Origin of the sequence: Pseudoalteromonas sp. DL-6 (assembly GCF_004328665.1) — a bacterium.
Classification (GTDB): Bacteria; Pseudomonadota; Gammaproteobacteria; order Enterobacterales; family Alteromonadaceae; genus Pseudoalteromonas.
Genome location: NZ_CP019770.1, coordinates 1,201,491 through 1,221,458 on the forward strand (window position 1 = coordinate 1,201,491; position 19,968 = coordinate 1,221,458).

Consider the following 19,968-nt stretch of genomic DNA (forward strand, 5'->3'; position numbering starts at 1 on the left):
TAAGTATAAAATGAGGCCAATTATAATGAAACCACAGTTCTTATCTTTTAAGTTTCCCTCTGAAATTGCGTTTGTTATTGCTTTTTTTTCTTTATTTCCAACCCATTTATTAGCTAAACAGTCAGAGCAAACTCTTGTTTTAGTGGGGGGAGCTCTCACAACATGTGCCAGTTTAAGCCCTAAAAACTGTGAAAAAAATACTCAAATTTCGGGTAAAACGCATAATGTATTTGCGCTCTCTCACACTAAAATTAGTCAAATAAAGCAACAGTGGCCTAGTGAAAATAGCCAAGCTAAAAACAATACTATTAAAAATTTAGCAACAATGCAGGCTAAATCATCGCCCACGTTATCGAAAAAAGAACTGTTATGGTTGTGGCGCGATATTGATAGCAAACAGCTCAATAGTTTATCGGATCAAGAATACAATTTTGTAATAGATATGCTTGAAGTAGCGCAAATCCAAAGCGACAACACACGGCTAAAAGAGCGGGTAAATACCGCGCTTAATAGCGAATCGGCAGCGACAGAGATTTTGCAGTTTATATCAGGTAGTTTAAAAGTTAATAACTCCAACCCGAGTATGCTGGCCATTACCGCCTCAAGTAGAGACCCTTATGAATCTGCTGATTTTTACGAAGGATTACTAAGCTTCCCTAATGTAAATTCGCAATGGCTTGCATTAACCCCTGCGCTTGCTAAAGCAATAACCACCAATAAGTGTGATGATTTAACCACGCTTAGGCACTCAGAAATGGGGCTATATCAACGCGAGCATATTTACCCTGATCGTACCCAAGCAGAATATAAACTGTGTAAAAAAGGCACCGACGCTTTAGTAGAGCTAATCAATAATAGCACCGGTATTATGTTTAATGGCGGCGATCAAAGCTTAACCCGAAAAGTATTATTTGATGAAAATAATCAGCCTTACCCTTGGACAAAAGCATTACAGTCTCGCCCTGTTGTTGTAGGCACAAGTGCAGGTACCGCGGTGCAAAGTGGTGGGCAAGCCCACGCCGGGAATGTGGTGATGATCACCAATGGCACTAGCTTGTCGGCATTGAAAGAAGGCGCACAAGCCATTGATGCACCCAGTGAACGCTCAAACAGCGATAGTTTAACTTACAACCGCTTTGGGGGTTTAGGCACATTTAGTTACGGTGTACTCGATACACACTTTAGCGAGCGAAACCGTACATTAAGACTAGGCACTTTGCTCGACGACTTAAACGCAAACAAAGCTCAGCCGACATTCGGTTTTGGTGTAGACGAAACCACAGCCTTAGTGGTGATTAAATCTGAAGCTGGCAATTTAATGACTGTAATTGGCAAAAATGGAGTAGTGATGGTTAAATCAACAGGGCAAGCTCAGGTTAAAACTAAAACCTATAGTTACTCTTATTGGCCTGTGGGCAGTGTGATTGATATTAAAAATAACGATTTTACCTTAAGTCAGCGCAGTATTAGCCAAGCATTACCAGCAATTAAAATACCGCCTTTACCAGTTCAGCGTTTTGGCAGTATTTTAACGGATGCAAAATTACGCTCTTTAACGCAAGCCATGTGCCTTAGCCAAGAACAAACGGCTGTTGGTCAGCAAGGTGAGTTTATTATTAGCCTATCTACCACGCCTGAGTCGGCATATCATCGTATTAGTGCTGCGCAGTATGGCTGTGCGGTGAGTAATTTAGAAATTGCAGTGAGTACCTTTTAATTTAATGCCACGCAGGCTAATTTAATTAAACACGCTGCTTAGTTGATTTTAACTTTAGCGGCCATACTATATTTAAAGCGTGTTTATTAAATCACAACAAAAGGAAGGTTCATGAGTAAAGTAGCGGTTATTTATTTTTCGGGATATGGCCATACCAAAAAAGTGGCTGAATTTGTAGCTGATGGAGCAAACGCTCAGCTTATTGCAATCGATGAGAATGGCGACATAAAAGACACCGATTGGGATGCATTAAACAATGCAGATGCCATTATATTTGGCGCACCTACCTATATGGGCTCATATCCTTGGCAGTTTAAAAAGTTTGTTGATGCTACCTCTAAAGTTTGGTTTACCATGGGGTGGAAAGACAAAGTATTTGGCGGGTTTACTAATAGCGGCAGCCTAAATGGCGATAAACAAGTCACCCTAATTAGTATGCAAACATTGGCTTCGCAACATGGTGGAATTTGGGTAAGCCTAGGGTTACCACCGGCCAATAAACTGGAATCAACTCGTCAAGACATCAATAACTTAGGCGGTTCAGTTGGCGTATTAGTGCAATCACCTACTGATGCAGATGAATCTGCAATTCCATCAGGCGATTTAGAAACGGCTCGTTTATACGGCGAACGTGTAGCTGATGTAGCCAAACGCTTAAAGTAAAAGTCACTCGATAAAATAAGTTAAAAAAGCCACATTGTGTGGCTTTTTTAGTTTGATAATTCCAATTTTTGTTGCTTGTGCTCTAGCTGGTATAAGCTTGAAAATTGACGTTTATGAACTTCAAATAAATACGCTCTTAGCTGCTCTTTACCATGGTGAATGTGTTTAATTTTTGCTGCTATGCCACACTTACTCTGCCTAACTGGTTCTAGGTCTAATGATATCGCCGCTTCGTTAGGTAAAATAAATTGCATATTTTGCAAATCATCAAGCTCACTATGTATGGATGTGGGTTTTAAAAATATCCCTGTGCTGGATATAGATTCAATGCAAAACCTTGGCTTTGAATATTTAATTCACTTAGCCGCCAGCTGCGTTGAACCCCTTTTGTATCAATCACTTCGGGAGCTTCTAACACAGTGCTGAAATGGCCTAATTCATCGGTTTTAAATTGAAGTGGAAACCATAGTTGGTAGTGAGCTACTTCAGCCAGTAAGGTTAATTTAGCTTGCCCAAGTAAATGCGCAATACCGTCTGGAATCGATGTTTGTACTGTAAGCTTTGTTTCAGTGTATAATGCGGTACTTTGGCTGGGTTCAAACAGCCCTGAAAGAAAGTTAATTTCTTCGTCAGATAAATCCATGTATTTTCCTTAATACTTAAATTATAGATTTTATTCCTTACAAGGTTACTGCCGAATGAATGAGCAGTTTATTATTTTGTAAGCTTCGCAATGTATGGCTTTGTTTTTATACACTTTGTAATTTCAACTTCCCTAGTGAAAATAATAAGTGATTGATTGTATTGAGTCTTGTTTTAAATTTAACTAGGGCGATTTAATGATTGAGTTAAATTTTTTAGTATTTTAACCCCATTAGCACCAATAAGTTAAGTTATTAAGTGTACAAAATTAAGGCGTTTTACGATGTTTTTATATCAACAATGCGTAAATGAGACTTAGGTCTAGCTTACGAAGCATGCGGAAATACTTAGAATAGCGCCCAAATAATAATGGGGTTTAAGGGGTTCCAAATGCAATTAGAACGAATTCGTCGTAGCGACTTACACAACAAAGTGATGTCTGCAGAGCAGGCCAGTTTATTTATTAAAGACGGCATGACCGTGGGCATGAGCGGTTTTACTCGTGCCGGTGAAGCGAAAGCCGTACCACGTGCGCTTGCCGAGCGAGTACGTGAAAACCCAATGAAAATTAACCTAATGACGGGCGCGTCATTAGGTAACGACTTAGATAAGTTACTTACTGAGTCAGGTGCGTTAGCACGTCGTATGCCATTTCAAGTAGACAGCACATTACGTAAAGCGATTAATAACGGTGAGGTCATGTTTATTGACCAGCATTTATCTGAAACCGTTGAACAGTTACGTAATCACCAGCTAACTATGCCAGATGTAGCGGTCATTGAAGCCGTAGCTATTACAGAAGAAGGTCATATAGTACCTACAACGTCAGTGGGTAATTCAGCCAGCTTTGCTATTTTTGCCAAACAAGTAATTGTAGAAATTAATATGTTACACCAGCCAGAGCTTGAAGGGCTGCACGACATTTACATTCCATCTTACCGTCCTACACGTACACCAGTACCGCTAGTTAAAGTAGATGACCGTATTGGTAGCACTGCTATTCCAATCGATCCGGCTAAAATTGTGGGTATTGTATTTACCAATCAAAGTGACTCATTTTCAACTGTAACCGACCCAGATGCAGATACAGCCGCTATTGCACGTCACTTAGTTAACTTCTTTAAAGAAGAAGTAGCGCAAGAGCGTATGCCTGCAAACTTAGGACCATTACAAGCGGGTATTGGTAATATAGCCAATGCAGTAATGATGGGTTTACTAGACTCAGACTTTAAAGACCTCACTATGTATTCAGAGGTACTACAAGATTCTACCTTTGATTTAATTGATGCGGGTAAACTTGATTTTGCATCAGGGTGTTCAATTATTTTATCAGAGCGTTGTAACGCGCAAGTATTTAATAACCTTGAAAAGTACCGCGATAAATTAGTACTTCGCCCGCAAGAAATGTCGAACCACCCAGAAATTGTGCGTCGCTTGGGTATTATTGCAATTAACACCGCGCTTGAGTTTGATATTTACGGCAACGTTAACTCAACCCATGTGTGTGGTACTAAAATGATGAACGGCATTGGTGGCTCAGGCGACTTTGCACGTAATGCCCATGTATCGGTGTTTGTAACTAAATCAATTGCTAAAGGTGGCGCTATTTCAAGCGTTGTTCCTATGGTAAGCCATGTTGATCATACCGAGCACGATGTTGATATTTTAGTAACCGAGCAAGGCTTAGCTGATTTACGTGGTTTAGCACCACGCGAACGTGCAATTGAAGTCATTAAGCACTGTGTGCACCCAGATTACCGCAACGCCATGCTTGATTATTACGAGCGTGCTTGTGTACGTGGCGGCCATACGCCTCATATTTTAGAAGAAGCATTCAGCTGGCATACCCGCCTTGAACAACAAGGCACAATGAAGCAAAGCTAATACATAAACCCCGCATTTGCGGGGTTTTTAGTTTATGATGCTGATGCTTCATAGCGCGTTGTTATTGTTTTGCCATAAGGTGGTTTAAGTTTTTACTGTGTGCTGTAAAATAACTGTATATTATTTACAGACTCGCCGTGGCGAGCAACATACAGAGTAACCATAATGGAAAATAAACTAACCGCAATCGACACTCTCGCTGAACTTGAAAGCTTTTTACTGCAAGTGGAAAACGGCGGCTTAGGTTTAACTGGCGTAGCAGGCGTCGGCATGGCAACTAATAATGCCGACGGCAGCCGTTTTGTCGCGGTGTTTGATGACAAGCAACAACTTTTATTAGCCCGTGAAATTACCGAAGAGATTTTTCAAAACGGCCAAGAGATGGTACGCAACGGAGTAGGGCGTAAGCATTAATACCTCTAGGGTCTGTTGACCTTTCAAGGTTAAATTTGCAGCAGTCTGTTTGGTATTTAGGCAAGGCAGCGCCTATGTGGTGTGGTTATTCCCCATAAATAGGCGATAACGCAGCATCAATGCCAAACAGGCGCTGCCCGAAGGGTTCTGCCTAGGGGCGATTTACTCTTTGTTGCTCGTTTTTGACTTAGCCCACTAGGTTACAAACCTCGCGCCGCGATTAAACCGCCCCTAGTTTGAACAGATTTTAATCCGCAAAGGTCAACAGACCCTAATCTAAAAAGCGCCAAATGGCGCTTTTTTTGTGAGTTTGAATGTTTTTAACCAATTGTTAAATTTAAAATAAATTTACTCAAATGCCACGCTATGTAATGGTTTTACTATGTAAAAGCGAATAATCACTAAAGTGAAATTATGACTATTCAACAGTTAACAGGGGTTAGTTAGTATGGACTATATTGCTATCGCACTTTTCTTTTTAGTTCTTCTAATAGCCTTCTCTACTGTTTGGGGTACGCTAAAAACGGGAATTTCACCGATGATGAGTTCAAGTAAAGCGCGCCAAGCTATGCTTGCTGAAATAAACATGGATGAAAAGGGCGCATTAATTGATGTAGGTTCAGGTTGGGGAACGCTCGTTATAGCGGTTGCCAAAAAGCATCCTAAGAACCAGATTATTGGCTATGAGTTATCGTGGTTTCCTTGGATGGTTTCAGTGCTTTTTAAATATAGTTTGGGTTTAAATAACCTTACCCTCTATCGAAAAGACTTTAAAAGTGCCGATCTCAGTGCTGCGTCTACTTTGGTATGTTACTTGTTTCCTGGTGGTATGCTAGCGCTTGAAGATAAGTTAAAACATGACTTGTTTAAAAATATCACTATTGTGAGTAACACTTTTGCTTTGCCTTCATATAAACCAACTAAAGTGATCAAACTTAAAGATTTTTACCAAACACCTATTTATGTGTACCACTGGCAACCTCAATAGCGGTATTTAATTAGAACCAGCAAATTTTATGGTTAAATTAGCAAAAAGGTTTTTTAAAACGATCAAAATAAAGAGCGTAATGATGAGCGCAAGCTGAAGTGATTTGCTATTTTACTGGGATAATAAATGCGAACATAGAGAGATATTGTTTAGTGTTAGTGCTTAGCTGATGTCATATTTTTTATCCATAAGTTCATGTTATCTGCAGACATTGGTTTGGCAATATAATAGCCTTGTCCATGATAGCAACCCATGCCTATAAGCACTTTTTCGAGCTCTTGTGACTCTATCCCCTCTGCTACTAGGTTATACCCAAATGCTTTACTTAGCGCCACGATACAGGTAACGATAGACTTGTCTTCCTGGTCTGATAGGAGTTTTTTAACAAAGCTTTGGTCTATTTTTAGTGTATCTAAAGGTAATTTTTTTAAATAACTCAAAGAAGCGTAACCTGTGCCAAAGTCGTCTAAAGCAATACTCACCCCTAAATTTCGACAGCCATTGAGCACGTCGACTGCTTGGTCAACATTTCCAATTGTGGTGCTCTCTAAAATTTCCAACTCGAGTGTTTTTGGCTTTATATTATTGGTGCTGATGAGTAACTCTCTGAGGTTTTCAACAAAGCCTTCACTAAGTAAATGGGCTGGCGAGATATTTACACTCATACAAAGGTGATTTCTTGTCCAAATTTTATGTTGTTTTAGGGCTTCAGCGAATACCCATTCGCCAATCAATATCCCAATGTGTGGGTGCTCTAATACCTCTGAAAAGTGACCTGGGTAAAGTAAACCCAAAGTAGGGTGATTCCAGCGTATTAGGGCTTCAACGCCAATTAACTGGTGATCCATCAAATTGACCTTTGGTTGATAATGTAAAATAAATTCTTTACGGGCAATGCCTTTCTCGGCAGCCAATAATAAATCATGTTTAGCATGCCTTAGACTTTCTTCTTCCGGATCAAAAAACAGAATTCGGTTTGTCCCAGACCTTTTAGCTTGGTACATGGTTTGGTCGGCTCGGCGTAAAACGTCATCGCAGCTTAAGCCATCATTATTAGGAAGCGCAACGCCAACACTAGCTGAAATTTGAACAGAGCACGAAAACTCTGCTAATTTTATTGGGTCGTTTATCTCAATCAGCACCTCTTGTAACAGAATCTCATATTCTTGTATCGTGTGCGCAGCCCCCCTTAATAAAAAGATAAACTCATCTCCGCCGATACGCGCGAGTGTATCTTCTTTACGTAATGTACTTTGTAGCCTCTGGGCAATGGTTTTTAACACGAAATCTCCGGTTTCATGACCGTATTTGTCATTAATGGGTTTAAAGTTATCTAAATCTAAATAGGCAACGGCGAGCTTTTGCTCAGATTTAATGGCCTGTTGAAGTTGATCAATTAAAATAGGGCGGCTTGCTAAGCCTGTTAGGCTATCGTAGTGTGCCATGTCATGAAGTTTTTTTTCTAAGCTTGCGCGTTGAATGGAGCTAGATATAGAGTGTATCAACTGAGCGCTTTTTAATTGGTTTTTAAGTAAATAATCGCTTGCTCCTAGCCGCATAGCTTCTGCTGCTATTTTTTCATCTCCCAAGCCTGTGACCATAATCACAGCACAATGGTTATTAACAGACTTTCTAATATTATCTAGCAAGGTAAGCCCCGAGCCGATACCTAATCGGTAATCAACTATGACACAATCAAACTCCCCATGCTCAAGATAAGACATCGAGCTTTCAATAGAGGATGCCTCTGAAATTTTCGCCTGTATATTAGAGCGAGATATCATACGGCGTATTTGCTCTCTATCAACCGCATCGTCATCAACAATGAGTAGGTTAATACTGTCGCAGGTTTCAAAGTGATCTATTGAAGTTATCATATCCATATCTCTTGCTAAGATGGCTTATTCAAGCTCAACGGCATGTATATAAGCATCCATAAGTGTCGCTAATTTGGCAAACTGCGGGCCAATTGCATGTTTAACCATATAACCTGCTACGTTGTTATGGTACGCGCGAGTGCGATCGTTATCCTCATTTGAGGTTGTTAGGATAAATACAACGGTATTGTTTAATTTTTTATCTTTACGAATATGGTCTAAAAACTCAAAGCCATTCATCACTGGCATATTCAGGTCTAGCAATACTAAGTAGGGCTCTGATATTTCTTTTTGTTGTGCTTTTTCTCGTAACGCATCGAGCGCAAGTTTTCCGTTTTCTTTCCAAATTATTTTAATTTTAGGATCAACTTTTCTTAAGCTTCTTGTTACGGCTTCTGCGGCAACATCGTCATCCTCAACAAGCAGTATAGACAGATTTTTGATCATAAATTTTCTTTCCTTGCAAAGCGCGGCCACCAAACATGAAATGTAGAGCCTTTTTGCGGCTCATTTGAACTAACAGAAATACGCCCACCATGAGTTTGTGCGAGGCGCCTACTAATAGACAAGCCTATACCTGAACCCGACTTATCATCTGAGGTTGTTTGAAATAAACTAAAAATACGCTCGTAAGCCTCTGCTGGTATACCGGGGCCATCATCAGTAACCGTTATATGGCAAAGCGTATTTTCTGCTACACAACGAATCTCTATAGTTCCCTCTTTACTGTCATGGTGTTTAATGGCATTACTTAGCAAATTACGAACAACGGTTTCAAGCGGCGTCCATGCAGTGACAATGGTATTTAATTGAATGTCTTTATGAAGCTTCATTCCAGCCGGTAAATCTAACAGTTCGGTAACGTTAGAAATTAATTTATGCATATCGATTACTTGAGTATCTGGGGTAGCTTTGCCAGCTCTTGCATAGGCCAATAAATTATCTATTAACGTCTCCATTTTATGAATACGATCATCAATACGTGTTAAGTTATATTCCACTTCAGCTGTGGTAGTGCCTAAATCTTCTTTTATCCATTCAATTAAGTTTGAAATGCCCCGCAATGGAGAGCGTAAATCATGAGAAGCCACATAGGTAAACTCCTTCAAACTTGTGTTATTTTCTTTTAGCTCAGTTTCCATTCGTTTTCGTTCTGTTATATCTAATAACGACACAAACACCATGTCTTCATCATTGGTATTTATAAAAGGGCTCAAGCCTACTTCAACTGGGAATTCTTTACCGTCTTTGTGTAAGGCGGTTAAATCTCTGCCTACTCCCATCCTTCTGACACTGGGCTCACGGTGAAATGAATGACGAAGAGCAGAGTGATGCCCTTGGTAGCGCTGCGGTAATAACATTTCCATTTTTTTATCGAGTAGTTCTATTTCACTGTAACCAAAAGATTTACATAACGATTGATTTACCGCTTGTATAATGCCCGCTTGGTCAACTATTAACACACCATGTGGTGCAGCCTGAATAGAGCGTTGAAACATATTATTTGCGCGCAGCCTTTGCGATATATCTACTAATGTGGCTAAAACTAACTCTTGTTGTCCGTGTATTGGGTTTAAACCTATTTCAATTGGGATTTGCTTACCATTTTTTTGACTCGCAAATAACTCACGGCCTTCACCCATCAAGCGTTTTCGAGGGTTAACAAAAAACTGACTCATCAAATGGGTATGGTTCGCTTTAAATTGCGCCGGAAGTAAACTATCTATGTTCATTCCTATGAGTTCTGAATCCTCATAGCCCAGTATTTCAGATAGTTGACTATTGGCAAAAAGGATCTGAGCATCAGTATTAACTATCATTGCCCCCATGGGTAAACAATTAACTAGCTGAGTTAAAAATGCTTCATCCATATTTACATCTGCACTTGGCGAATTAGATTTTTTATTTACTTTTTTAAGGTCCATCAAGCATCCGGCAAGTAAATTTAGTTCCCATAATATAGTAATAGTCGAACAAGTAATGAACAGCAAACTTAGAGGAAGATCATGTTATTTAAATACCCATTTTAATAATTTCTTCTTATATTTTAGCGAGTCGTTATAGGTGAAAAAGGCATATTGATTTAGGGTTGGGGTGGGGAATATTAGTTGTAGTGCTTATTAGATATAGCTTTGTTTTAGATAACCCTACACTCTATCGCAAAGGATTCAAAAATGCTGATTTTAGTACGGCTACTATTTGTGTTAACTATTTATTGGCGCTCGGCATGTCTTGAAAACAAACTAATGTATAGAAAAGGCCAAATCTTGACTTCAGACATCATACTTATTGAATGCCTGCCCACAGCTGCATATCAATAAACTCAAGCCAATACATCAAAAAGTAAAAGTAGATACGTGCTTCTTTATTATTTGAAAGTATTTAAATGAGGCGTCACATAACCTCAATACCTTTGAAATCAAAAAAGCACAAAAACAGTCAATAAATTGGTTGGTGCGATAAATGTGCGATATTTTTTATTATTAAATTAGGTAGTACGACAGGAAAATAGTTTTAACTAGAGAAAATAGAATTTAAAGAGGGATTAATGGTCGGTATGGAGAGATTCGAACTCTCGACCCCTGCCACCCCATGACAGTGCGCTACCAAGCTGCGCCACATACCGACTTCGATAGCAATAGTACGTGTATTTATAAAAAAATCAATAAGCTTTTGTTTGTTTGGATGTTTATTGCGCAAGCGTGTGATTTTAAGCGCTTGCGCAGAGTGTTTTACACGGCCTTAGTCTTTATTTAACCACTGGTTGATCGTGTTATACATTTCATCTCGTAGTATTGGTTGGGCAGTTTTGTTAGGGTGTAAGTTATCGTTTTGCATTAGCTCGCTTTTTCCTGCTACTTTAAGCACAAAAAACGGCATTAAATGCGAGTCGGTAGCTTCACTAACACTGGCAAAACTATCGGTAAACATTTTACTGTAACGCGGGCCATAGTTAGGTGGAATATATATTTCCATAAGTGCGGTTTGCGCATCTGCAGCTTGGCTTTTTTCAATTAAAGCCGTTAAGTTAGCCTGCATTTTAGTGATAGGAAAACCGCGTAGGCCGTCATTAGCACCGAGCTCAATAAGTACGTGAGTGGGTTGATATTGCTCAAGTAGCGCGTCTAGTCGGCGCAATGCACCGCCGGTGGTTTCGCCGCTAATACTTGCATTAACTAAGTTGATAGGGCGTTGCTTGGCATCGTATTTATCTTGTAACAATTGCACCCAGCCTTGTTCTTGTTTTAAGCCATAGGCTGCGCTTAAACTATCACCAAGTATTAAAATCGTGTTGTTAGCTGCCGCGTGTAGTGGGTTAATAACTAAAAATAAAATGAATACACAACGTAGGATTGAATGAGTCATATGTCAGCGCTTTCTCAATTAAATATAATTCAAGTAAATGGTCTATCTAAAGTGGTTTCCACCTTTGAAGGTGAGTTGTCCATCCTCAGCGACATCAGCTTTAATGTCAAGCATGGCGAGTCTGTTGCCGTAGTAGGCACCTCTGGTTCCGGTAAGTCTACATTATTGAGCTTGCTAGCAGGGCTTGATACCGCCAGCAGTGGCGAGGTAATGTTAGATGGTGAGCCTTTGCACAAGTTAGATGAAGAAGCGCGAGCAGCACTGAGAGCCGCTAAAGTTGGCTTTGTGTTTCAGTCTTTTATGTTGGTGCAAAGTTTAACCGCACTTGAAAATGTGATGCTACCCGCTGAGCTTGCTGGCGAACACGACGCTAAAGAGCAAGCGCTCGCGTTACTTGAAAAGGTTGGCTTGAGCCATCGTATTGATCATTACCCGTCGCAGTTATCTGGTGGTGAGCAACAACGTGTTGCCATTGCCCGTGCATTTGTGGGTTCACCTAAAATATTGTTTGCCGACGAGCCATCAGCTAACTTAGATAGCAAAAATGGCCATATGATTGAGTCGTTATTATTTGATTTAAATAAGCAAAATGGTACTACGCTTATTTTAGTTACCCACGATGAAGCACTGGCGCAAAAGTGTGAACGTATTATTCAAATAGAGGCGGGGGAGCTGGTACATAACTCAACTGAGGAAATGGCAAATGTGGGCTAAATTAGCACTTAAACTATTTTCTCGTGAGTTTCGCCGTGGTGAACTAACGGTTATAAGCGCAGCCATTGCTTTAGCGGTATTAACCGTGCTTACTTTATCTATGGTGACCGAGCGAATCGCAGAAAGTATTGCCCAAAAAAGCAGTGCCTTTATCGCCGCTGATAGGGTATTGGCCAGTAACCACGCCATAGATACCGCTTTTATTACTCAAGCTGAGCAGCAAAACCTTGAAACAGCGCAAATGGTGTATTTTGACACTATGTTGTTTGCAAACGATGAAATGCAATTTAGCTCGGTAAAGGCTGCATCAAATAGTTACCCGCTTAAAGGTCAGTTAAAAGTTAAGGCGGGCTTAAACGCCGAAACAGAAGTTGCCCCGGGTGCGCCAACCCCAGGTAACGTGTGGCTAAGTGAATCGGTTTTTTACAGTTTAAACATAAATGTAGGCGACCAAGTTGAATTAGGCGCAGCGTTATTTAATGTTGAAAAGGTGATTGTAGAAGAACCTGATGCGCCGTTTAATGTGTTCTCTAGCAGCCGCAGGGTACTTATTAATATTGACGACGTACCAAAAACTGAAGTAATACAGCCCGGTAGCCGTGTATTTTACCGCCAGTTGTATGCAGGTGATGAAAGCGACATAAATAGTTTTTACGATTGGCTAAAACCCCAACTTAAAGAAAACCAAAATTGGTATGGTGTAAAAGATCGCCAATCGCCTATTTCAAATAGCTTAAACAGAGCTGAAAGCTTTTTGTTATTAGCCGGTTTGCTAGGGATTATTTTAGCCGCGGTTGCTATTGCTGTATCGGCTAAGCGCTATTGTGAGCGTCAATACGACCCAGTCGCAATGATGAAAACCTTAGGCGGCAGCCGCGATATGATCCGCAAAATTTACCTTATGCACTTATTAATGGTGTGTACCATGGCGGTGTTTGTTGGTCTAGCTATTGGCTATGGTTTGCAAGAGCTGGCTACCGGTTATTTAGCTAAAAGTATGGGCACCGAACTGCCCATGGCAGGCTTTAAACCTTGGCTAGTGGCTATTAGCACCGGGGTTATTTGTGCTGTTATGTTCTCTATTAAGCCATTGTTAGACTTATTTGATATTCCACCGCTTAGAGTACTTCGCCGCAACTTAGGCGATCGCCTTGCGGTAAGTAAAATTCATTTAGGGCTAAGTGCACTCACCGTGTTTTTATTAATGTGGTTATTTAGTAATAACATTAAAATTACCCTTATTTTGTTTGTCTCAACGCTTGCGCTTATTTTGGTGTTATTTTTAATTTCTAAGTTAATATTTGGTGGTGGCCGCAAGCTTGGCTTAAAGCCGGGTAACAGCTGGTCGTTGGCTATTGCGTCTATTCAAAAGCGCGCCAATGTTAATGCAGTGCAGTTAATTAGTTTTTCGTTAGCGATTAAATTACTATTATTTTTAATTGTGCTTAAAAACGATATTATTTCTGATTGGCAGTCACAATTACCAAGTGATGCACCTAATGCTTTTTTAGTGAATATTACGCAAAATGAACTGGATCCAGTTAATGAATATTTAGCACAAAAGGGCATTCAAGTGTCGGAGTTTTATCCGACTATTCGTGGTCGCGTAAATGCCGTCAACGGTGAAGCGGTCGCGCGTGAAGTGTCACTGCAAGACAACGAGAAAAAAGACGAAGAAGCCCGCTCAGGCATTGGTCGCGAACTTAACTTAACATGGCTTGACGAAGTCCCTTCACAAAATGACATTATCGATGGCCAGTGGTTTGGCGATGACGCTGTTGCCGAGGCCTCACTGGAAGAGTCGATGATGCAGCGCCTCGATGTTAAATTAGGCGATACCCTCACGTTTTTAATTGGTGCGCAGTCGTTCGACGCTAAAATAACCAGTGTGCGAAAAGTAAATTGGGCCACACTCAAGCCTAACTTTTTTATTATTTTAAGCCCTGATGTACTAAGCGACTTTCCGGCGACCTATATTTCATCGGTACGCATTGAACCTGAGCAAAAGCGCGACTTTAGCCAGTTATTACGTACATACCCCACGATTACAGCAATTGATGTAGATAACTTTGTTAAGCAAATACAATCGACTATTGAACAAGTGTCGTTAGCCATTGGTTTTGTATTGGCTATTGTGGTGCTATGTGGTGCGTTGGTATTAATATCGCAGGTGCAAGCAAGCTTAGGTGAGCGCATGCAAGAAATTGTAATATTGCGTACGTTAGGCGCTAAAAGCCGATTAATAAAAAATGCCACCTTGTATGAGTTTTTATTACTGGGCGGTTTAGCCGGACTAGTCGCTGCATTTTTCAGTGATATAGCACTGTTAATAGTACAGCAGCAAATGTTTGATTTGGCAGGTAAGCTGCATCCTAATATTTGGATTATTGGCCCCGTTGCTGGTGGCGTGTTTGTAGCAGGGTTAGGCTATTTTATGATTGCTCGTACGCTCAAACAAAATACTCAAGGCTTAGTGCGCGCTTTAGCGTAAACTTTGCGGCCAAATAGCGTTTAAATGCCTACTTTTTAAGTAGGCATTTTTGTTTTGGCTTGGTACTGGTAATTTATACAGTGCTCTGGCATTATTAGCATTATTAATGAATAACAATAATGAGAGTGCTGTTTGGCCATTATTTTAGGGATCGATCCGGGCTCGCTTTTAACGGGTTACGGTGTGGTTGCGCACCAAGGTGCTAAGTTTACTTACTTAGGCAGTGGCTGTATTAAATTAGCCGATCACGACTTTCCCACCCGACTTAAAATGATCTACCAAGGTATTACGCAGCTTATAGAGCAGTTTTCGCCTGAAACCTTTGCTATAGAAAAAGTATTTATGGCGCATAACCCTGATTCTGCTTTAAAACTTGGTCAAGCTCGTGGTGCTGCCATTGTCGGTGCCTCTATGGCCGACTTACCAGTGTTTGAATACTCAGCACGGCAAATAAAGCAAGCTGTAGTGGGTAACGGTGGTGCCGATAAATCGCAAGTACAACATATGGTTAAAAATATACTTAAACTGCCGGGTACGCCACAAGCCGATGCGGCGGATGCACTCGCGATTGCGATTTGCCATGCTCACTCTGAACAAAATTTAATAAAACTAGCGGGTAGCGCAAGCAAAACCGTTAGAGGACGTCTAAGGAAATAACAATGATAGGTCGCTTAAACGGCGTGTTAGTTGAAAAACAGCCCCCAGAAATATTATTAGAAGTGAGTGGTGTTGGCTACGAAGTACAAATGCCAATGACCTGTTTTTATGATTTACCCAAAGTGGGCGACAACGCCATTGTGTACACTCACTTTGTAGTACGCGAAGACGCACAGTTATTGTTTGGCTTTAATAATAAAACCGAACGAGCCTTATTTAGAGAGCTGTTAAAAGCCAATGGCGTAGGGCCAAAATTGGGTTTAGCTATTTTGTCGGGTATGTCGGCGCAGCAGTTTGTAAGTTGCGTAAATAATGAAGATGCTACCGCTTTGGTTAAATTGCCAGGGGTAGGTAAAAAAACCGCAGAGCGTTTAGTGCTCGAAATGAAAGACCGATTAAAAAATTGGGGCAACGATTTATTTACCCCGTTTAGCGATAGCGCCGTAATAGAGCCTGCGAGCGATGCAACTATAGCCAATAATGCGGCCGATGATGCGGTTTCGGCGTTAGTGGCGCTCGGTTATAAATTGCCACAAGCGCAAAAAGCAGTAAAATCAGTAAGCAAACCCGATATGTCGACTGAGGTTCTAATTAAAGAATCTTTGAAATCAATGCTGTGAGTAAATTATGATCGAAGCTGATCGCTTAATAGATGCTGCTGAAAAAACCAATGAAGACACCATAGACCGTGCTATTAGGCCTAAGTTACTGGCCGACTACCGTGGTCAGCCGCATGTTAAGCAACAAATGGAAATATTTATTGAAGCTGCGCGAAGCCGCAGCGAAGCGTTGGATCATTTATTAATATTCGGTCCGCCAGGCTTAGGTAAAACCACGCTTGCTAATATTGTAGCCAATGAGCTAAATGTAAATATTAAAACCACCTCGGGCCCTGTGCTTGAAAAAGCCGGCGATTTAGCTGCGTTGCTTACTAACCTTGAAGAGGGTGATGTACTATTTATTGATGAAATACATCGCTTAAGCCCGCAAGTAGAAGAAATACTCTACCCTGCAATGGAAGATTACCAGCTCGATATAATGATAGGTGAAGGGCCAGCAGCACGTTCTATTAAGCTTGATTTACCTGCATTTACCTTAATTGGCGCAACCACCCGTGCGGGGTCATTAACCTCACCACTGCGTGACCGCTTTGGTATTGTACAGCGTTTAGAGTTTTATTCTGTGGAAGACTTATCGCATATTGTGGGGCGCTCAGCGCATTACCTTGATTTAGTAATGTGTGACGATGGCGCCGCCGAAATAGCTAAGCGCTCTCGTGGCACGCCGCGTATTGCAAACCGTTTATTGCGCCGTGTGCGCGATTACACCCAAGTTAAATCAGATGGTACGGTTAATGCTGAGGTTGCTCAACAAGCCCTCGATATGATTGATGTTGATAAAAGTGGTTTTGATTACATGGACCGCAAATATTTACTCGCCATTATTGAAAAATTTATGGGTGGCCCCGTTGGGCTTGATAACCTAGCCGCGGCCATAGGCGAAGAAAAAGAAACCATAGAAGATGTGATTGAGCCGTTTTTAATTCAACAAGGGTTTATTCAGCGCACGCCACGCGGACGAATTGTGTCGGATAATGCGTACCATCATTTTGGTTTGTTACCTAAAAAAGATTAAAGATTAATTAGATTCTTTCTAAAGCCACTGTCATTTTATCGACAGTGGCTTTTTAGTATGGGCAAAGATAAATTGAGACGTATTTTACTTTGCCAATAATTCACTGAGCGTTAAGACATATCAGGCTATTGTTCGCCTACTGTGACAGTGTTTAGGCCGAATTTAGATGGTTTGCTAAATTGCAGGCAAAAAAAAAGCCCGCAAAAAATGCGGGCAAACAACAAGTTTAAGGAAGTAATCTAGGGAACTACGTTTTACTTGTTGAGGTCATACCCCAAGAAGTAAAAAAGTAATACGAAATAAATCATATTACGAGGAACTGGATTCAATGAAATAGCTTTCATTTAATGCGCTAGCTCGGTACGGGAGAATAATACCGAAGCGACACAATTTGTTCAAACTAGAAAATTTATATTTTCAGATAAAAAAAACTAATAGCAGCGGTTTTTTGTTTTAGCTTATTGTTGCATGTTAATTAATCATTAATCCTATAAGTTAATGAAATGCTTTGTTTATGTATATTAACATATTAACGTTCGGTATTAGTTTTACTATTACGTTAAGGTAAGGATGTGGTAATTATGAGTGCTTATGCATTAATTTTGAATAAACAGCGTGTTTTTGTAACTCTTTAGTGAATCTAAGCGCGCTAATATACAGCCTTGTTGTTATTTATTTATACAGTAGAACAAGAGTTAAATAGTAAATATTGAGTAAAGCTGTTTTTTTAACGTTTTTTGTTGTCTATTCACAGCAATATCGTTGTCAGCAGGAAATACACTAGATACACTAGCTAAACTTTAATGGTGGCGAATGTATTGCTAAGTTACCTTACTCAAATAAATCAATTTGATGTTTTTAATTATTTAGGAGTTTAACGTGGGATCAGGGCTTAATTTTTTAGATCTAATTCTAGAAGCCAGTTTGCTTGTGCAATTAGTAATGCTAGCGTTGGTAGCTATGTCGGTTATGTCGTGGGCTATTATTTTTCAACGTAAAAAAGCCATCTCTGACGCCTTAGCAAATGCCAAAAAATTTGAGCAACGTTTTTGGTCTGGTGTTGACCTGAGTAAACTATATAACGAAATTTCATCACGCGGTGGCCAATCAGCTGGCATTGAAGCGTTATTCACTTCAGGCTTTAAAGAATTTGCACGTCATAAAAAAAATACCTTTCAAAGTGCGGGCATTGTAATGGAAGGCACACACCGTTCGATGCGGGTTGCGCTTTCTCGTGAAATAGAAAAACTAGAATCAAGCTTATCGTTTTTAGCAACAGTGGGTTCAATTAGCCCATACATCGGCTTATTTGGTACGGTGTGGGGTATTATGAATGCCTTTATTGCTCTAGGTGAAGTAAAGCAAGCAACCTTACAAATGGTTGCACCCGGTATCGCAGAGGCACTAATTGCTACAGCAATGGGTTTGTTTGCGGCAATTCCAGCTGTTATTGCTTACAACCGATTTGCTAATAAAGTTGAAAAGTTAGAATCTCACTACATTAACTTTATGGAAGAATTTGCCAATATCTTACACCGTCAAGCAGCTACCCAAATAGAGGCTCAAGCGAATGTACCAGCGTAAAAAGCGTCGCCCAGTCGCAGAAATTAATGTAGTACCATACATTGATGTAATGTTGGTGCTGCTTATTATATTTATGGCCACTGCGCCGTTAATTACTCATGGTGTAAAAGTAGACCTGCCAAAAATGGAAGAGTCGGACTTAGTCGATACCAAGGACACGCCACCCATTATTGCCTCTATTGATGCCGATGGTAAGTATTACGTAAGTGTAGGTACTGATCCTGAAGAGCCAATGGAAGCATTAGATGTAGCTGCAGTAATTAAACTACAACTAATGAAAAACCCGGATGTACCTGTGATGATAAAAGGCTCGGGTAAAGTGTCGTATCAGGAAGTGTTACTGTTAATGGACTTTTTAAAAAATGCAGGTGTACCGTCGGTCGGGTTAATGACCGAATCCTTTGAGGGGACCAAGTAACTGTATGAGTAGTTCATTAATTAAATCAGTATTGCTGCATTTAGCGTTAGGTGGGTTTTTGTATGCGTCAGCAAACATTCATCCTCCTAAACCTAAAGTAATGGAAGTGACGCTTAATGCGGCTATTCCTGAACCAGAGAAAGCGGTTTCGGCGGTTACGGTTGATCAAAAGCAAGTTGAGCAAAAAATAGCTGAGCTTAAAAAGAAAGAAGATGATAAAAAGCGTGCTGAAGATAAACGCATTCGCGATTTAGAACGCAGAGCAGCCGATGCACGTAAACAGCGTGAAGCTGAAGCAAGGCGCATTAAAAAGCTTGAACAGCAGCGCAGAGCGAAAGAAAAAGAAACCGCAGAAGCGCAAGCACAAGCTAAAAAAGCCCGTGAAATAGAACAACGCGAGCGAGCAAAAGCGAAGCAAGCCGAAAAGCAAAAGCAAGAAGCTGAAAACGCGGCAAAAGCGGCTGCCGATAAACGCAAAGCGGAAGAAGCGGCACTTAAAAAAGCTGAAGAAGAGCGTAAAAAGCGCGCTGAAGAAGCAGAACGTAAACGTCAGCAAGCATTGCAAGAACAAATGTTGCAAGAGCAACTTGCCAAAGAGCAGGCGGCTCGTAATAAAATACGTCAACAGCAAGTAGTCAGTGAAGTTGATAAATTCCGCGCTCTAATTATGGCGCGTATTCAACAAAACTTACTAATTGATGAAAAAATGAAAAACCAGCAATGCCGCATTAATATCCGTCTTGGATTTAATGGGCTAGTAACGCAGGTAAAATCGTTAGGCGGTGATAAGTTAGTGTGTGAGGCTGCATTAAGAGCCGTTCGCATGGCCGACACATTACCGGTATCTAAAGACAAAGACGTATTCGAGCAACTAAAGAATATTAATATAACCATCGCGCCAGAGTTTTAAGGGATGAC

Annotated in this window: 17 protein-coding genes, 1 tRNA gene and 1 pseudogene; 13 read left to right on the forward strand and 6 right to left on the reverse strand. The window is 40.5% G+C overall.

Annotation, left to right across the window (positions count from 1 at the left end; translation table 11 throughout):
- The first annotated feature begins 25 nt into the window (after positions 1 to 25).
- Together B1F84_RS05620 and B1F84_RS05625 are read left to right on the forward strand one after the other, a co-directional pair.
- Complete coding sequence (locus B1F84_RS05620; RefSeq protein ID WP_131690812.1) at positions 26 to 1,717, forward strand: cyanophycinase; 1,692 nt, start codon at positions 26 to 28, stop codon at positions 1,715 to 1,717.
- A 111-nt stretch (positions 1,718 to 1,828) separates the two neighbouring features.
- A complete protein-coding gene (locus B1F84_RS05625) occupies positions 1,829 to 2,380 on the forward strand; it encodes a flavodoxin family protein (RefSeq protein ID WP_131690813.1) in 552 nt (183 codons plus the stop codon).
- Positions 2,381 to 2,427: 47 nt separating this feature from the next.
- Here the strand turns inward: B1F84_RS05625 and B1F84_RS05630 are convergent.
- Positions 2,428 to 3,023 (reverse strand): annotated as a pseudogene (locus B1F84_RS05630) (hypothetical protein).
- Positions 3,024 to 3,412: 389 nt separating this feature from the next.
- Here B1F84_RS05630 and B1F84_RS05635 point away from each other — a divergent pair.
- The 3 genes from B1F84_RS05635 to B1F84_RS05645 all read left to right on the forward strand — a co-directional run bounded on the left by B1F84_RS05635 (position 3,413) and on the right by B1F84_RS05645 (position 6,308).
- Complete coding sequence (locus tag B1F84_RS05635; RefSeq protein ID WP_131690814.1) at positions 3,413 to 4,906, forward strand: acetyl-CoA hydrolase/transferase family protein; 1,494 nt, start codon at positions 3,413 to 3,415, stop codon at positions 4,904 to 4,906.
- Positions 4,907 to 5,071: 165 nt separating this feature from the next.
- Positions 5,072 to 5,320: a hypothetical protein gene (locus B1F84_RS05640; RefSeq protein ID WP_076919164.1), complete on the forward strand. Its 249-nt coding sequence runs from the start codon at positions 5,072 to 5,074 to the stop codon at positions 5,318 to 5,320.
- 448 nt (positions 5,321 to 5,768) lie between these two features.
- Positions 5,769 to 6,308, forward strand: coding sequence for a methyltransferase (locus B1F84_RS05645; protein WP_131690815.1), 540 nt, complete (start codon positions 5,769 to 5,771; stop codon positions 6,306 to 6,308).
- 155 nt (positions 6,309 to 6,463) lie between these two features.
- Here B1F84_RS05645 and B1F84_RS05650 read toward each other — a convergent pair whose 3' ends face one another.
- The 5 genes from B1F84_RS05650 to B1F84_RS05670 form a co-directional block, all read right to left on the reverse strand.
- Positions 6,464 to 8,185 carry a GGDEF domain-containing response regulator gene (locus B1F84_RS05650; RefSeq protein ID WP_240702016.1) on the reverse strand — a complete coding sequence of 574 codons (1,722 nt, stop codon included), beginning with the start codon at positions 8,183 to 8,185 and terminating at the stop codon, positions 6,464 to 6,466.
- 24 nt (positions 8,186 to 8,209) lie between these two features.
- Complete coding sequence (locus tag B1F84_RS05655; protein ID WP_131690817.1) at positions 8,210 to 8,632, reverse strand: response regulator; 423 nt, start codon at positions 8,630 to 8,632, stop codon at positions 8,210 to 8,212.
- Complete coding sequence (locus B1F84_RS05660) at positions 8,629 to 10,110, reverse strand: PAS domain-containing sensor histidine kinase (protein ID WP_131690818.1); 1,482 nt, start codon at positions 10,108 to 10,110, stop codon at positions 8,629 to 8,631. Before B1F84_RS05660 ends, B1F84_RS05655 begins: the two co-directional genes overlap by 4 nt.
- A gap of 624 nt (positions 10,111 to 10,734) precedes the next feature.
- Positions 10,735 to 10,811: transfer RNA gene (locus tag B1F84_RS05665), tRNA-Pro, on the reverse strand.
- A 116-nt stretch (positions 10,812 to 10,927) separates the two neighbouring features.
- The gene (locus B1F84_RS05670) at positions 10,928 to 11,551 is read right to left on the reverse strand and encodes an arylesterase (RefSeq protein ID WP_008114125.1); all 624 of its coding nucleotides are present in this window, start codon (positions 11,549 to 11,551) and stop codon (positions 10,928 to 10,930) included.
- Between B1F84_RS05670 and B1F84_RS05675 the strand changes: the two genes are divergently transcribed.
- From B1F84_RS05675 to tolA, 8 genes are all read left to right on the forward strand, one after another.
- Positions 11,552 to 12,265, forward strand: a complete 714-nt coding sequence (locus tag B1F84_RS05675; RefSeq protein WP_010392805.1) for an ABC transporter ATP-binding protein — start codon at positions 11,552 to 11,554, stop codon at positions 12,263 to 12,265.
- Complete coding sequence (locus B1F84_RS05680; RefSeq protein WP_131690819.1) at positions 12,255 to 14,756, forward strand: FtsX-like permease family protein; 2,502 nt, start codon at positions 12,255 to 12,257, stop codon at positions 14,754 to 14,756. The genes B1F84_RS05675 and B1F84_RS05680 overlap by 11 nt, the downstream gene beginning before the upstream one ends.
- Before the next feature lie 132 nt (positions 14,757 to 14,888).
- Complete coding sequence (gene ruvC, locus B1F84_RS05685) at positions 14,889 to 15,413, forward strand: crossover junction endodeoxyribonuclease RuvC (protein ID WP_131690820.1); 525 nt, start codon at positions 14,889 to 14,891, stop codon at positions 15,411 to 15,413.
- Positions 15,414 to 15,415: 2 nt separating this feature from the next.
- Positions 15,416 to 16,033: a Holliday junction branch migration protein RuvA gene (gene ruvA, locus B1F84_RS05690; RefSeq protein WP_008114133.1), complete on the forward strand. Its 618-nt coding sequence runs from the start codon at positions 15,416 to 15,418 to the stop codon at positions 16,031 to 16,033.
- Between the two features lie 7 nt (positions 16,034 to 16,040).
- On the forward strand, positions 16,041 to 17,048 hold the full coding sequence (ruvB, locus tag B1F84_RS05695) for a Holliday junction branch migration DNA helicase RuvB (protein WP_008468403.1): 1,008 nt from the start codon (positions 16,041 to 16,043) through the stop codon (positions 17,046 to 17,048).
- An 879-nt stretch (positions 17,049 to 17,927) separates the two neighbouring features.
- Positions 17,928 to 18,632 carry a protein TolQ gene (gene tolQ / locus B1F84_RS05700; protein WP_008114137.1) on the forward strand — a complete coding sequence of 235 codons (705 nt, stop codon included), beginning with the start codon at positions 17,928 to 17,930 and terminating at the stop codon, positions 18,630 to 18,632.
- Positions 18,619 to 19,050 carry a protein TolR gene (gene tolR, locus B1F84_RS05705; RefSeq protein WP_008114139.1) on the forward strand — a complete coding sequence of 144 codons (432 nt, stop codon included), beginning with the start codon at positions 18,619 to 18,621 and terminating at the stop codon, positions 19,048 to 19,050. Before tolQ ends, tolR begins: the two co-directional genes overlap by 14 nt.
- Before the next feature lie 4 nt (positions 19,051 to 19,054).
- Positions 19,055 to 19,960, forward strand: coding sequence for a cell envelope integrity protein TolA (gene tolA / locus B1F84_RS05710; RefSeq protein ID WP_008114140.1), 906 nt, complete (start codon positions 19,055 to 19,057; stop codon positions 19,958 to 19,960).
- The last annotated feature ends 8 nt before the right edge of the window (positions 19,961 to 19,968 follow it).